Origin of the sequence: Rhodanobacter sp. KK11, assembly GCF_033345435.1 — a bacterium.
In the GTDB taxonomy this organism is placed as follows: Bacteria; Pseudomonadota; Gammaproteobacteria; order Xanthomonadales; family Rhodanobacteraceae; genus Rhodanobacter.
Window position 1 is genome coordinate 591,392 of sequence record NZ_JAWPMI010000005.1, and the last position, 13,586, is coordinate 604,977.

A 13,586-nucleotide genomic window follows, 5' to 3' on the forward strand; every position below is an offset into this window, starting at 1 on the left:
TCGTCGTATGGAGCTCGTCGAAATCCTTGTTTCGGGGCAAGGGATCCACCACGCGATGCCGTGACCGTTGATGGTACACAACTGCGCCGCCGTTGCACCGCCGACGCGACACGCTCGGCGGCGCTTCAGCGCCGCTCGCGCGGCTTCGCCCGGTGGGTCGGCGTGGCGGTCCACGGGTCGTCCGGCCACGGGTGGCGCGGGTAGCGTCCCTTCAGTTCCTTCTTCACTTCCGGGTAGGTGCGCTCCCAGAATCCCTTCAGGTCCTGGGTCACCTGGATCGGCCGGCCCGCCGGGGACAGCAGATGCAGGGTGACCGGGATGCGCCCGCCACCGACGCGCGGCGTGTCGGCCAGGCCGAACAGTTCCTGCAGCTTCACCGCCAGCACCGGCGGCTCGCCTTCGGCGTACTCGAGCCGGCGACTCTGCCCGCTGGGCACCCGCAGGCTTTCCGGCGCCTGCGCGTCGAGCGTGCGGCGCTGTTCGTGGTTGAACAGCGCCGCCAGCGCCTGCAACAGCGTCTCCGCCTCCAGCGCGTCGAGGCGGTGCTTGCTGTCGAGATGCGGCGCCAGCCAATCCTCCAGCGAAGCCAGCAGCGCCGCGTCGGAAACGTCCGGCAGGCCCAGTTCGGGCATCCACGCGCGCAGCGCCTGCATGCGCGCGCGCAGCCGCCGCGCATGGTCGCTCCACGGCAACGCGTCGAGACCCCTGGCGCGCACGGCGGCAAGCAACGCGGGCAGTGCATCTTCCGCCTTCACCGGCACGCTGCGGCGCTCCAGCACGATCGCGCCGAAACGTCGTTCGTCGAACGCTTCGGCGGCGCCGCGCTCGTCATTCCAGCGCAGCGTGCGTTCGCGGGAGAACCGTGCGGGATAGTCGCGCTCGAGCACGCGCGGGTCGAGCGGCGCAGCGGCCAGGATCAGGCTGTCGCGCGCCTCCAGGCGCAGGTCCAGCGCAACCAGCCACGGTTCACCCAGCAGCGCGGTGTGCTCATGCAGGCGTGCGCCGCGACCGTTGGCCAGCGTGTAGCGCAGCGGATTGCCGTCGTCGCGCCGCGCGACGCGATCGGGGAACGCGTGCAGCAGCAGGTCGCCGACCGCGTGGCTGTCAGGCGCTCCGCTGGCCGCGGTGCGCACGTCCAGGCGCCGGCGCCAGCCCTTGCTGGCCTGCTCGATCGCGGCCAGCGCGCCGCCGTCGACCTCGCCGCGCGGCAGGCCGCCGCGACGGTCGCGCCACGCGTGCAGCGCGACTACTCGCGCACGGAAATCGTCGCTGCGCGCCTGCGTGCCGCGCAGTGGCGAGCGCGCCTCCATCAAGGCCAGCAGGTCGGCGATCAAGGCGCGCAGCTCCGGCGGCGCGCGCAAGGCGGCGGCGCCCAGCCGCGGCGCGGCGCCGAGTTCCAGCATGCGCCGGCCCAGCCCGGTGATGCGGCCATCGGCATCCAGTGCGGCAAGGTTCGCCAGCAGCTCGCGCGCCTGCGCCAGCGCGCCGGGCGGCGGCGGGTCCAGCCAGGGCAGCGCGTCGCTTCCCCATGCAGCCAGCTCCAGCGCGAGACCGGACAGCTCGGCCTGCGCGATCTCCGCCGTGCGCGCGGGATCGAGCCGCTTGCTCTGCGGCCACAGCCGGTACGCCGCGCCCTCCGCCACGCGCCCTGCGCGGCCGGCGCGCTGATCGGCCGAAGCCTGCGAGATGGCCACCGTTTCCAGCCGGGTGAAGCCGGAGTTCGGGTCGAAGCGCGGCTCGCGCGCCAGGCCGCTGTCGATCACCGCGCGGATGCCGGGCAGGGTGACGCTGGACTCGGCCACGTTGGTCGCCAGCACGATGCGCCGGGTACCGGGTTCGGCAGGCGCCAGCGCTTGCTGCTGCTCGGCCAGCGACAGCTCGCCGTGCAGCGGCACGATTTCAAGACTTTCTTCCTCATCCCCCCGGGAAAGGGTCTCTTCAAGAATCGCCTGCGCCCGCGCAATCTCGCGCCGCCCCGGCAGGAACGCCAGCACGTCGCCGGCGTTCTCCGCCAGCGCCAGCCGCGCCACGCGGGCGAGATGATGCTCCATGCTTTCCTGTGCGCGGGCCGGCGGATACGCGATGCGCACCGGGAAGCTGCGGCCGGGGCTGGAGAGCCGCGGCGCATCGAGCCAGCGCGCGATGCGCTCGCCGTCCAGCGTGGCGGACATCACCAGCAGGCGCAGCTGCGGCCGCAGCGTGGCCTGCAGCTCCAGCGCCAGCGCGGCGCCGAGGTCGCCGGCGAGGTGCCGTTCGTGGAACTCGTCGAACACGATCGCGCCGACCCCGGCCAGCTCCGGATCGCTCTGGATCAGCCGGGTCAGGATGCCTTCGGTGACCACCTCGATGCGGGTCACCGCGCTCACCTTCGACTCGAAGCGGATGCGGTAGCCGACGGTCTGGCCGACCGCTTCGCCCAGCTGCTGCGCCATGAACTGCGCGGCGGCGCGCGCGGCGATCCGGCGCGGCTCCAGCATCACGATCTTCTGTCCGGCCAGCCACGCCGCGTCGAGCAGGGCCAACGGCACCTGGGTGGTCTTGCCGGCGCCCGGTGGCGCCTCCAGCACCAGCCGCGGCGTCGCGGCCAGCGACGCGCGGATCTCGGGCAGCAGCGGGGTGATCGGGAACGAAGGCGGCGCACTCATCGCGCCGATGATAGCCGCGTCGCCGTACGCCGACCCCGGCGATGTGCCGGGGCCGGGTATCTGCTACGGCTTGCCGTCGGCATGCACCGGTGCGCGCAGCGGCGCCAGCGATTCGAACTTGCTCTGGTAGTCGTCGGTGACCTGCTTGGCATCCGCGCCGCCGCGAATCACCCGCGGCGTGATCAGCACGATCAGCTCGGTGCGGTTGCGGCTGCGGTTGGTGCTGCCGAACAGCCGGCCCAGCAGCGGGACGCGGTTGAGCCCCGGGATGCCGGTGTCGGTGTTGCCCTCGGCCTGCTGGATCAGGCCGCCGAGCAGCACGGTCTGGCCGCTCTGCACGGCCACCTGGGTGGCCAGCTTGCGCTGCGAGATGGCCGGATTGCCGTTGACCAGCGGCACCGACTTGTCGGCCTGGCTGACCTCCTGGCTGATGTTCATGTAGACCAGGCCGCCGGGATTGATCCGCGGTTGCACGTTGAGGATCACGCCGGTGCTCAGGTAGTTGACCTGGCTGAAGCTGGTGGTGTTGCCGATGCCGGTGTTCACGCTGGTCTGGTTGATCGGGATCTGATTGCCGACCGCGATGCTGGCCACCTGGTTGTTCATCACCACCATCGACGGCGCCGACAGCGTCTTGGTGTTGCCGCTGGTCTCCATCGCGCGCACGGCGACCTGCAGGTCGCTGTTGATGAAGGAGTAGAAGAACGGCTCGCCGCCGAACGCGTTGCCGCCCTGGCCCAGGCCGAGCTGGCGATGCCGGTACGGCTGGCCGGGAATGATGTTGCCGCTGCTGTCGGTGGTGCTGCCGGTGAGCCCCTCCAGGTACCACTGCACGCCGAACTGGAATTCGCCGGTGAGGGCGACCTCGAGGATGCGCGTCTCGATCTGCACCTGCAGCGGCACGTTGTCGAGCCTGTTGATTGCACTCTTGATCTCTTCCCACTGCGACGGACGCGCGCGCACCAGCAACTGGTTGCTGCCGTCGACCGAGCTGATCCGCACGCTGCCGTCGCTGGAGCTGTACTGCTGCTCGCTGGCCGCGCCGGCGTTGCCGCCCGCCGGGTAGTTGCCGAAGCCGGCCGCGCCGCTGCCGAAACCGCCGCCGGTCGCAGCGCCGCCGTCGCGACCGTTGCCGCCGGCGCCGAAACTGCTGCCCATGCCGGCACCGGCCTGGCCACCGTTGCGCGAGGCGTCGGCCGGACTGCCGAAGCTGCCGGCGGTGCTGCCCATGCTGGTCGCGCCGGCGTTGTCGGCGCTGCCCAACGTGGCGCCGGCCAGGCCCGGCCCGACCTGGCCGCCGTTGTCGCCGCCGCTGCCGGCACCGTTGGTGTAGATCTGCGCCAGGTACCTGGCCAGGTCCGACGCCTTGATGTTGCGCACGTCGTAGACGAACAGCTGCGGCTCGTTGCCGCCGCCGCGGTCGATGCGGGCGATCCAGTCGCCGACTTCCTGCAGGTAGTCGCTCTGCGTGCTGATCACCACCAGCGCGTTGGTGCGCTCGATCGGGATGAAACGCAGCATGCCGGCCAGCGGAGTGTTGCCGTGCTCGCCGAACATCGCGTCCAGCTTCGGCATCAGCTCGCCCACGTTGGCGTACTGCAGGTTGAACACGCCCACCGACATGCCGCGCAGCCAGTCGACGTCGAAGGTGCGCACCATGCTCTGGTAGTTGGCCAGTTCCTGCGGCGTGCCGGACATCACCAGCAGGTTGCGCGCCGGATCGACCAGCAAGGTGGCGTCCGGCCGCGCGAACGGCTTGATCAGCTTCTGCATCTCGCTGGCGGAGATGTAGCGCAGCGGGAACAGTCGCGCCTGCAGACCGCCCTGCGGCGCGGCGGCGCCCAGGCTGGGCACCAGGTTGCCGGCCACCGCGTCCTTCTGCGGCATCACCACGTAGCCGCCGTCGCGGTGCACCAGTGCGTTGCCGGTCCACGACAGCAGGGTCTCCAGGATCGGCAGCGCCTGGCTCGAATCGACCGGCTCGGCGGTGGAGAACGAGATGTTGCCCTGCACGCCGGGCACGATCGTGTAGTTCTGCTTGAGCAGGTCGCCGAGGATCGCCTTGACCACCGCCTGCACCGGCTGGTTCTCGAAGTTGAACGTCACCGCGCCGTTGCCGCTGGCCGCCGGCCGCGGTGTGGCCAGCGCGCCCGGGCGGATGAACTGGCCGCTGCCGTGACTGAGCTCGGCGGTGGCCGCCGCCCCATGACTGGCACCGCCGCTGTTCAGGGGCAGCGGCGCCGGCACCGGATTCTGCGTGCCGGCCATCGCCTCGCGCTGCAGCGCGCCGTCGTCACGTGGCTGCGGCAGGCTGGCGCAAGCGGCCAGGCCCACCACAAGGGCAAGCGTGGCCGTGCGCAGGATGTGTTGGGTGAGCGTGCGGGACATGGATCAATGTTCTCCTTCGTGGGTCGCCGCCGCGCGGGCCGCCCGACGTTTCTGGATGCTTCTGCGCAGCCGCTCGGCGGCCGATTCCCTGGCGGCATCCGCTGCCGCCGCCGGAACCGGATGGATCGGCGCGATCGTGGCCTGGCCGGAGCCGCTGCGGTCGGCCGCCGGCGCGGCGGCATCGCCCGCTGCCGCTGCCTCGCCACGTGCGTCCGCGCTGCCACGCGGCTGGTCGATCGGCGCGCCGGCCGGCAGCTTCAGTTCGGTGCGCCCCGCCGACGAGTCGAACAGCGCCGAGCGCGGACGCACTTCGACCAGCTTCACGCTGCCGTCGGGCAGCGCTTCGCCCTCGCGCAGGCGCACCTGCCGGTCGCCGTTGCGGTCGTGCAGCAGGGCCATGCGCAGGCCAGGAGTGAGGATGATGCCGGTCAGTTCGAGGTCGCCGAGGCTGCTGCCGCCGTCGGCGGCGTGCGCCACCGGCTTGCGATCGGGGCTGAACAGCGGCTTCTGCCAGATCAGCGCGAATTGTTGCAGCGGCTGCGGCTGCGGCAGGTCGGCGGGGTTGCCGGCCGGCGGCAGCGGCGCCGCGGCGCGCGGCGCATCCCACCGCGCGCCGCGACCGACGCCGGCCAGCAGCACCAGCAGCACGGCGCCCAGCAGCACCGCGAGCGCGACCAGCCACGGGGTCAGCTGGCGCTGGTTGGCGGCGTTCATGGCGTGGCTCCCGCATCATCGGACCCACGGCCGGCCGGCGCCGCCGGCGCGGCGCGCGCCGGGCGCACGTAGCCGGACAGGGTGAACTGCACCTCCAGCGGCGCGGCGCTGTCCTGCTGCGCGGCGACCGGGTTGCGGTAGATGCTGAGATCGTCGACGAACAGGTACGGCGTGCCCTGCTCCAGCGCCTGCAGCACCGCCGCCAGCGGCTCGATGTCGCAACTGAGGCTGATGCTCACCGCCGCCTTGCGGTACGGCTCGCCGGCGGTGGCCGGCGGGTTCGGCAGCGGCATCTTCTGGCTTACCACGCAACGCCCGCCGGCGGTGTTGCCGGCGACCACGTCGACCACGCGTTGCATCAGGTCGGCGGCGGCGGTGTTCGGATCGGCGGCGGCGAGGAACGCGCTGCTGGCCGCCTGGCCGGCGCCGAGCGCGGCCAGGCGCTGCTGCAGTGCCGGCTTCTCGGCGATCGCCGCGGCGTAGCGACTGTGCGTGTCGCGCAGGTCGGCCATCTCGGCGCCGATCTGCCGCAGCGGCGCCACGAACCACCAATGCAGCAGCACGACGTAGGCCAGCCCCAGCGCCAGCAGCGCCAGCAGGATCGCCGCGATGCGGCTGTCGCGCGGGCTCATCGCGGTCATCTTCATGGCGCGCTCCCGTCGGCGGCCGGGTTCGCCGCCGGCGGCTTCGGCTGGTTCACGCGCGCGGTCAGGTAGAAACGCTCCTTGCCGGTGGCCGGGTCGGGCTGGATGCTGCCCTGGAAACTGGCGTCGGTGATCAGCTTCGAATCCTTCAGCGCGTCGAGCAGCTTGGCCGCCTGCTGGCTCTGCCCCTGGAAACCGAGCTGGCCGGTGTTGTCGACGCTGAAACGCTCCAGCCACGCGCTGTCCGGCAGCCGCGCGGTGACGTCCTGCAGCAGGCTGAGCATGGCCACCGTGCGCTTCTTGCGCTGGGCCAGGAAACCGGCCGCGCCGGCGTTGTCCTGCAGCTGCTGGCGCAGCGCAACCACCTGCTGCGCCTCGCCGCGCATCGCCTCGACTTCGGCCTGCATCTGCGCCAGCGCCTGCTGCCGGTTGTGCAGCCACTCGCCCAGCACCAGGGCCAGCAGCAAGACGCACGCGGCGGCCAGCATCAGATTGAGCCGCCGGCGCGGGCGCGCGCGATGCGGCACCTGCTCCGGCGGCAGCAGGTTGACGCCGAGGCGGCCGTCACCCTGCGCCAGATCCACCGCATCGACCGCGATGCCCTGCGCGCGCAGGCGTGCCAGCAGCGGGTCGAGCGTGTCGCGGGTAGCCACCACCAGCTCCGCGTTGAAGCGGCCAGGTGCGGCCGGCGTGCCCAGTTCACGCACGGCGTAGTACACCTGCGCCAGGGTGAACGGGGTCTGCCGGTCCATCTCGAAGCCGGCCACCTGCAGCAGGTTGTCGCGTGCAGCCAGCGGCAACGCCAGCGGGCGCCGCAGCACCACCGCCGGCGGCAGCAGCAGCGCCAGCCGCAGGTCTTCGCGATCCACGCGCTGCAGGGCGGCGCTCAGCGCGACCGGCGGGACGCGCGCGCCATCGGCAGCCGTGTCGACGCCGTCTTCCCAGCCCGCCAGCACGTCGCCATGGCCGCAGCGGCGCAGGCTCCATTGCGTGCCGGCGCGCTGCAGCAGGTGCCAGTCCGCACCGCTGCCGAACCAGCCGCGCCAGCGCGGTGGCAGCAGCTCGCGCAGCTGGCCGCCCCACCAGCCGAGGAATCCCGGCAACGGCGAGGCACGCCAAGCGTGGCGTACGCGCTCCAGCCACGGCTGCAACGACGGCATTGCCGTACTCATTCCGCCTCCCCCTCCTGCCAACGCAGCACCATGTATGGTTGCGCCTGCCCCGCCTGCAGCCGCACCGTGGCACGCAGGATCGCACGCGTGCCGTCGGCCAGCGTGGCCTCGGACCGGATACTATGCGTCGTTCCGTTGCCCAGAACCAGCCGTGGATCGTTCGCGTTGCGCTGCCGCGCGGCCTCGATCATCCGCTGCTGTTCCGGCGTCATTCCCGGGATCGCCGCCAGCGCCAGCGGCGGCGCGGTATTCGGATCCGGGCTCGCACTGCCCGCCCAGATCGTCACCGCCGGCGCCACCAGCCGGTACAGCGTGGGCGTCATGCCCAGCACCATCTGCAACTCCTCCACGCTGGCGAACGGGCCGTGGCGCGGGCCGTAGTCGCGCCCGTCCGCCAGGTAGGCGGCGCGCTGGCTGGCAGCCTCCCCTTCGAGGCCGACCGGGTTGCGCCAGTCCAGTACGTGGCCGGCCAGCGCCTGCGCCGGCGCCGGCGGCAACCCGGCGGCCTGGAACAGGCCCTGCAGCACCTCGGGCGAAGCAGCGTTGAGGTCGACCTTGCCGCCCTCGTCGATCGCCCACACGCTGACCGTGGCGCCGTCGTAGCGGAACGTGTAGAGCCGGCCGTCGCCGACCCAGCGCTGCCCGGTCTGCGGACTCTGCAGGCCATAGACGGCACGCATCAGGCCGGCCTCGGCGGCGTAGTGCGCCTGGGTCTGGGCGAATTGGTAGCGCGCCTGCAGGCCTTCGGTGCGCGCCAGTGCGGCATAGCCGCCGAGCAGAATCGCCAGCAGCGTGCACGCCCACAGCACCAGCAGCAGGGCGACCCCGCGCTGGCTGGCCGGCGACCGTTGCGGCCCGCGCTTCATCGGATGCTCCCGCCGCGCATGCGCAGCTGCGACAGCCCGGTCTGCGCCGGATTCGTCCGCAGCGGCACATCCAGTCGCGGCCAGTCCAGCGTGCCCGGCACCTGCAGTTCGATCCGTACCAGCTGCGGCAGCAGGCGACCGTCGACCCAGCTCGGCGACCACGGCAGCGCGGCGCCCTGCTGATCGATGCCGCGGTACTGGAAGCCCCCGCCCTGGATGCGATCGAGCAGCACCTGCGGTTCACCCAGCGGCTGCGCCGGCTGGCCGTCCGGCGGCAGCAGCGCCAGGCTCAGCTCCAGCCGCAGGCCGCCGTGACCGTCGTCGACCAGTCGCAGCTGCTGCAGCTGCGGGCCCAGTTTGCCGAGGTAGCCGGGCAGCGGGGCCACGTAGCGCATCTCACGCGCGCTGCCCACGAAATAGATCGGCTCGCCATGATCGGTGTGGCCGATCGGCTGCAGCATGCTCTGTGCCAGTTCGCGGCGCAGGAACTGCTGGGCCGAGCGCACCTGGTCGACCCGCTCGATCGCCGCGGCACCCGAGCGCACGCTGTGGGTGGCGGTGCGAATGCCCGAGTACACCCCGACCAGCAGCAGCGCCAGCAGGGCCAGTGCGGCCAGCACTTCCAGCAGGGTGAAGCCGGCGGCGCGTTTCATCGGGATGCCTGCGCGTTGCCGGCCAGGTTCGGCGTGCCCAGCCGCAGCGTGCGGAAGTGCGCCGTGCGTGGATGTGCCGGCGGCCCCCACGTCACCGCCAGGTCCAGTTGGTACAGCTGCAGCGGTTCGCCCGGCGCCGGCGCTCCGGCCGGGTTCCACGGGGTCACCTCGAGTTGCCAGCGGTAGCGCGGATTGAAGCGGCCGGAGCGACTGGCCGGCCTGACCGGCTCGCCCACGAACGCGCTGTCGAGCAGGCTGCGCGCCCACATCGCCGCCTCGCTGTGTTCGGCCGCGTTGTGGCTCAGCTCGATCGAGGCGCCGGCCACCTTCATCAGCGCGGTGAACGCGATCGCCAGCAGCATGATCGCGGCGATCACCTCGAGCAGGCTGAAGCCCCGCTGCGGGCGCGCGCCGTTCATCGCGCCGCCACCGCATCGACCACGCGCACTTCGCCGGTCAGCCACGACACGTTGACGTGCCATTCGCGCCGACCGCTCTTGAGGGTGATGCGTCCACCGGTGGAACTGCCGTCGGGGAAGAAGCGGATGCGCCCGGTATGGTCGTTCGGCTGGTCTTCCTTCGCGCTGGTGATGCTCACGCGCAAGCCTTTCGGCAGACGCACATTCTGCCGCTTCGCGCCGTCGTAACTGTTCGCGCGGGTGTCCACGTCGAAGTGCTGTTCCTCGCTGCGCACGATCGCCTGCGCGCGGGTGGCCCGCAGCGCGCCGGCCAGTTCGCCACTGGCCGCGCGCACGCGTGCACTGGCCAGGCCTTGCGTCACCGACACCGATACGGCCGCCGCGGCAATGCCGATCAGCAAGATCACCGCCAGCATCTCCAGCAGGGTGAAGCCGTGGGTGCGCGAGGTTCTCACATGCCTACTGCCAGTTGCCCACGTCCTTGCTGTAGCCGTCACCGCCCGGCTTGCCGTCCTGGCCGTAGAAGATCAGGTCGAAGCTGCCGTGTTCGCCGGGATACTGGTAGCCGAAGGCGTGGCCCCACGGATCCTTCAGATCGGACGCCTTCGCGTACGGGCCCTGCCAGTTCGGCGCATTGGCCGGCTTCGTCAGCAGCCCTTCCAGCTGCGGCGGCGGCGCGCCGTTGTCCAGCGCGTAGTTCTCGATCTTCTGGCTGAGCGTGGTGAGCTGCGCCTTGCCGGCGCCGTACTTGCCCTTGTCGACGTTCTTGCCGACCTGGGTCACCACCACCGCGCCGATGATGCCGATCAGCACGATCACCGCGAGCATTTCGAGCAGGGTGAAGCCGGCGTCGGAGCCGGGTCGTCGGGGTTGCCTTTGCTGCATGGAAATCGCCTCGGGTATGCGGATGGAATGTCTACTGGATATTGCTGGTCAGGCTGAGCAGCGGCAGCAGGATCGCGGCCATGATGATCGCCACCAGCACGGTCATCACGATGGTCAGCGCCGGCACCAGTGCCGCCAGCAGACGGTCGATCGCGCGCCTGGATTCGAGCTCGAAGGTGTCGGCGACCTTCAGCAGCATGCTGTCGAGCTGGCCGGCCTCCTCGCCCACCTGCACCATCTGCAGCGCCAGCCGCGGGAACAGCTTCGACTGGCCCAGCGCCAGGCTCAGTCCCGCGCCGCCCTTGACCTGCTCGTGCGCCGCCTCCAGCGCCGCGTCCAGCGCGCGGTTGCCGGTGACCTGGCGCGCGATGGCCAGCGCGCTCAGCAACGGTACGCCGTTCTTCAGCAAGGTGCCCAGCGTGCGCGCGATGCGCGCGGTTTCCACCTTCAGCAGCAACGGACCGAGCAGACGCAGCCGCAGCAGGCGGGCGTGCCATGCCAGCCGTGCGGCCGGGTCGCGCAATCGTGCGTGCCAGGCGAACGCGCCGCCGCCGAGCAGCAGCAGGATCAGCCACCACCCTGACTGCAGCGCATTGCCCAGCGCCAGTACCGCCGCGGTGATCCACGGCACCGGCACCTGCATGTCCTCGAAGATCGGCACGAACTGCGGCACCACGTAGGCCAGCAGCAGCACCAGCGAGCCGAGCACGCCGACCAGCAGAAAGGCGGGGTAGATCAGCGCATTGATGATGCTGCCGCGCAACTGCTGCGCGCGCTCCAGGTAGTCGGCCAGCCGGCGCAGCGTCTCCTCCAGCGAACCGCCCGCCTCGCCGGCGCGCACCAGGCTGACGTACAGCTTGGGGAACACGCCGTGCTCCTCGTCCAGCGCCGAGGACAGGCTGTTGCCGCCGCGCACGCGCTCGCGCACGCGCTCGACCAGCTTCTTCGCCGCCTCGCCCTCCGGCAATTCGAGCAGGATCCCCAGCGCACGATCCAGCGGCTGGCCGGCGCCGAGCAGGGTCGCCAACTGGTGAGTGAACTGGGCCAGCTGGTCGCCGCTGAACGGGCCGCGCCTGAACAGCGCGGCCAGGCCGCCGCCACCGCCGGCGCCGTCGGCCGGCTGGGCTTCCAGCGGCGTGTGGCCCTGGTCCTGCAGGCGGCCGATCACCTCCTCGGCGCTGGCGGCTTCCATCTGCCCCTGCAGCAGCTCGCCGGCGTCGCTGACGGCCTTGTAACGGAACTGCGCCACCTCAGCCTTCCTGCGTGACGCGCAGGACCTCCTCCAGCGTGGTGATGCCGGCCAGCGACTTGACGATGCCGTCCTCGTACATCGTGCGCATGCCTTCGGCGCGCGCCTGCTTCTCGACCTCGCCGGCGTCGGCACGCCGCATCACCAGGCGGCGCAGCGGGTCGCTCATCACCAGGAATTCCATGATCGCCTGGCGGCCGCGATAGCCGCTGGGGTTCGCCGCGCTGGAGCCGGGCTTCCACAGGCGGATCGGTTTGCCGTCCGCGTACTTCTCCAGCTCGAACTGGGCGATCACCTCGGGCGAGGGTTCGTAGGGCACCGCCGTCTCCGGGTCGAGTCTCCGGACCAGCCGCTGCGCGAGAATACCGTTGACGGTGGAGCCGAGCAGGTAATCCTCCACGCCCATGTCGAGCAGGCGGGTGATGCCGCCGGCCGCGCTGTTGGTGTGCAGCGTGGACAGCACCAGGTGGCCGGTCAGCGCGGACTGGATCGCGATGCGGCAGGTCTCCAGGTCGCGCATCTCGCCGATCATGATCACGTCGGGGTCCTGGCGCACGATCGAGCGCAGCGCGCCGGCGAAATCCAGCCCGATCTGCGGCTTCACCTGGATCTGGTTGATGCCCTCGATCTGGTATTCGACCGGGTCCTCGACGGTGATGATCTTCACGTCCGGCGTGTTGATCCTCGACAGTGCGGTGTACAGCGTGGTGGTCTTGCCCGAACCGGTGGGGCCGGTGACCAGCAGGATGCCGTGCGGCCGCTGCAGCACCTCGACGAAACGCGACTGGAAGCTGTCGGTGAAGCCCAGCGAGGCGAAGTCGAACACTACCGACTCGCGGTCGAGGATGCGCATCACCACCGACTCGCCGAAGCTGGTCGGCACGGTGGACACGCGCAGGTCCAGTTCCTTGCCCTGCACGCGCAGCTGGATGCGGCCGTCCTGCGGCAGGCGGCGCTCGGCGATGTTGAGTCGCGCCATGATCTTCACGCGCGAGATCACCGCTGCCGTGCTCGACGCCGGCGGCGCCTCGACTTCATGCAGCACGCCGTCGATGCGATAGCGCACCTTGAGCCGGTTCTCGAACGGCTCGATGTGCACGTCGGAAGCGCGCTGCTCCACCGCGCGCTGCAGGATCAGGTTCACCAGCCGGATCACCGGCGCCTCGGAGGCGAGGTCGCGCAGGTGCTCGACGTCGTCCTCCTCGGCGGCGCTGCCGTCGAGGTTCTCCACGATGGTGCCCATCGCCGAGCGGCCGGAACCGTAATAACGTTCGATCAGCCCGTCGATTTCCGAGCGCAGTCCGACCCGCAGCGCGACCGGCCGGCCGGCGGCCAGCGCGACCGCCTGCAGCGGATACGGATCGGCCGGATCGGCCACCAGCAGCGCCAGCCCCGCGTCGTCCTGCACCGGCACCACGTGCTGCTGTTTCAGGAAGCGCAGCGACAGGTCGAGGTCGGCCGGCGGCAGCTCCGGCGCATCGCGCGCGGCCAGCAGCGGTACCCGCAGCAGCTCGGCCCAGGCCTCGGCCAGGTCGCGTTCGGACACCAGTCCGAGCCGCGCCATCAGGGTGGTCAGCGTGCCTTCGGCAGACTCCTCGTGCAGCCGGCGCGCGCGGCCGAGATCGCCGTCCTTCAGGCGACCTCGCGCCACCAGCCATGCGCAGACTTCCGCCTCGCGGTCATCCGCCACCATGGCCGCCCCGTTGACCGCCGGCTCGATCACTGCCGACATCCTCCACCCCGCGTGAATTCATGCGACCGCCATTCCACGCCCCCCGACGCCGACATGGCAAACGTCATTGGTATCACATCCGGTACGCGATCGGCGAGCTCGGCATATGCCGGCCGGGAACCGGCATGGCCCGTGCCTTCGCCCGACCGCAGCAAGAGAAAGCCGGCGCCCATGGGCGCCGGCTCCCGTCAAACACGCCAGTGGCCCGGAACACCGGGC

General features: G+C 71.3%; 12 protein-coding genes. All 12 read right to left on the reverse strand.

The features are described from left to right. Positions 1-125: 125 nt before the first annotated feature. The gene (hrpB, locus tag R5H19_RS16180; RefSeq protein ID WP_318160070.1) at positions 126-2,645 is read right to left on the reverse strand and encodes an ATP-dependent helicase HrpB; all 2,520 of its coding nucleotides are present in this window, start codon (positions 2,643-2,645) and stop codon (positions 126-128) included. A gap of 63 nt (positions 2,646-2,708) precedes the next feature. Further along, positions 2,709-5,033, reverse strand: coding sequence for a type II secretion system secretin GspD (gene gspD / locus R5H19_RS16185; protein ID WP_318160071.1), 2,325 nt, complete (start codon positions 5,031-5,033; stop codon positions 2,709-2,711). Positions 5,034-5,036: 3 nt separating this feature from the next. Next, positions 5,037-5,747: a hypothetical protein gene (locus tag R5H19_RS16190; RefSeq protein WP_318160072.1), complete on the reverse strand. Its 711-nt coding sequence runs from the start codon at positions 5,745-5,747 to the stop codon at positions 5,037-5,039. After that, the gene (gspM, locus tag R5H19_RS16195) at positions 5,744-6,394 is read right to left on the reverse strand and encodes a type II secretion system protein GspM (protein ID WP_318160073.1); all 651 of its coding nucleotides are present in this window, start codon (positions 6,392-6,394) and stop codon (positions 5,744-5,746) included. The genes R5H19_RS16190 and gspM overlap by 4 nt, the downstream gene beginning before the upstream one ends. Continuing rightward, on the reverse strand, positions 6,391-7,563 hold the full coding sequence (locus tag R5H19_RS16200) for a PilN domain-containing protein (RefSeq protein ID WP_318160074.1): 1,173 nt from the start codon (positions 7,561-7,563) through the stop codon (positions 6,391-6,393). The genes gspM and R5H19_RS16200 overlap by 4 nt, the downstream gene beginning before the upstream one ends. Then, entirely contained in the window at positions 7,560-8,429 is an 870-nt protein-coding gene (locus R5H19_RS16205) for a type II secretion system protein GspK (RefSeq protein WP_318160075.1), read from the reverse strand. Before R5H19_RS16205 ends, R5H19_RS16200 begins: the two co-directional genes overlap by 4 nt. Then, the gene (locus tag R5H19_RS16210; RefSeq protein WP_318160076.1) at positions 8,426-9,082 is read right to left on the reverse strand and encodes a prepilin-type N-terminal cleavage/methylation domain-containing protein; all 657 of its coding nucleotides are present in this window, start codon (positions 9,080-9,082) and stop codon (positions 8,426-8,428) included. The genes R5H19_RS16205 and R5H19_RS16210 overlap by 4 nt, the downstream gene beginning before the upstream one ends. Next, complete coding sequence (locus tag R5H19_RS16215) at positions 9,079-9,501, reverse strand: prepilin-type N-terminal cleavage/methylation domain-containing protein (RefSeq protein ID WP_318160077.1); 423 nt, start codon at positions 9,499-9,501, stop codon at positions 9,079-9,081. The genes R5H19_RS16210 and R5H19_RS16215 overlap by 4 nt, the downstream gene beginning before the upstream one ends. Further along, on the reverse strand, positions 9,498-9,956 hold the full coding sequence (locus tag R5H19_RS16220) for a GspH/FimT family pseudopilin (RefSeq protein WP_318160078.1): 459 nt from the start codon (positions 9,954-9,956) through the stop codon (positions 9,498-9,500). The genes R5H19_RS16215 and R5H19_RS16220 overlap by 4 nt, the downstream gene beginning before the upstream one ends. A 4-nt stretch (positions 9,957-9,960) precedes the next feature. Next, positions 9,961-10,386 carry a type II secretion system major pseudopilin GspG gene (gene gspG, locus R5H19_RS16225; RefSeq protein WP_318160079.1) on the reverse strand — a complete coding sequence of 142 codons (426 nt, stop codon included), beginning with the start codon at positions 10,384-10,386 and terminating at the stop codon, positions 9,961-9,963. Between the two features lie 31 nt (positions 10,387-10,417). Then, positions 10,418-11,635 (reverse strand): type II secretion system inner membrane protein GspF, encoded by a 1,218-nt coding sequence (gene gspF, locus R5H19_RS16230; RefSeq protein ID WP_318160080.1) that lies wholly within the window; start codon positions 11,633-11,635, stop codon positions 10,418-10,420. A 1-nt stretch (position 11,636) separates the two neighbouring features. Then, positions 11,637-13,328 carry a type II secretion system ATPase GspE gene (gspE, locus tag R5H19_RS16235; protein WP_318160211.1) on the reverse strand — a complete coding sequence of 564 codons (1,692 nt, stop codon included), beginning with the start codon at positions 13,326-13,328 and terminating at the stop codon, positions 11,637-11,639. Positions 13,329-13,586 lie beyond the last annotated feature (258 nt).

Bases quoted from the DNA above. Each gene is read 5' to 3' on its own strand.
- R5H19_RS16215 (WP_318160077.1), bottom strand. From the start codon at position 9,501: ATGAACGGCGCGCGCCCGCAGCGGGGCTTCAGCCTGCTCGAGGTGATC.
- R5H19_RS16190 (WP_318160072.1), bottom strand. From the start codon at position 5,747: ATGAACGCCGCCAACCAGCGCCAGCTGACCCCGTGGCTGGTCGCGCTC.
- gspG (WP_318160079.1), bottom strand. From the start codon at position 10,386: ATGCAGCAAAGGCAACCCCGACGACCCGGCTCCGACGCCGGCTTCACC.
- gspD (WP_318160071.1), bottom strand. From the start codon at position 5,033: ATGTCCCGCACGCTCACCCAACACATCCTGCGCACGGCCACGCTTGCC.
- R5H19_RS16200 (WP_318160074.1), bottom strand. From the start codon at position 7,563: ATGAGTACGGCAATGCCGTCGTTGCAGCCGTGGCTGGAGCGCGTACGC.
- gspE (WP_318160211.1), bottom strand. From the start codon at position 13,328: ATGGTGGCGGATGACCGCGAGGCGGAAGTCTGCGCATGGCTGGTGGCG.
- R5H19_RS16210 (WP_318160076.1), bottom strand. From the start codon at position 9,082: ATGAAACGCGCCGCCGGCTTCACCCTGCTGGAAGTGCTGGCCGCACTG.
- R5H19_RS16205 (WP_318160075.1), bottom strand. From the start codon at position 8,429: ATGAAGCGCGGGCCGCAACGGTCGCCGGCCAGCCAGCGCGGGGTCGCC.
- gspM (WP_318160073.1), bottom strand. From the start codon at position 6,394: ATGAAGATGACCGCGATGAGCCCGCGCGACAGCCGCATCGCGGCGATC.
- hrpB (WP_318160070.1), bottom strand. From the start codon at position 2,645: ATGAGTGCGCCGCCTTCGTTCCCGATCACCCCGCTGCTGCCCGAGATC.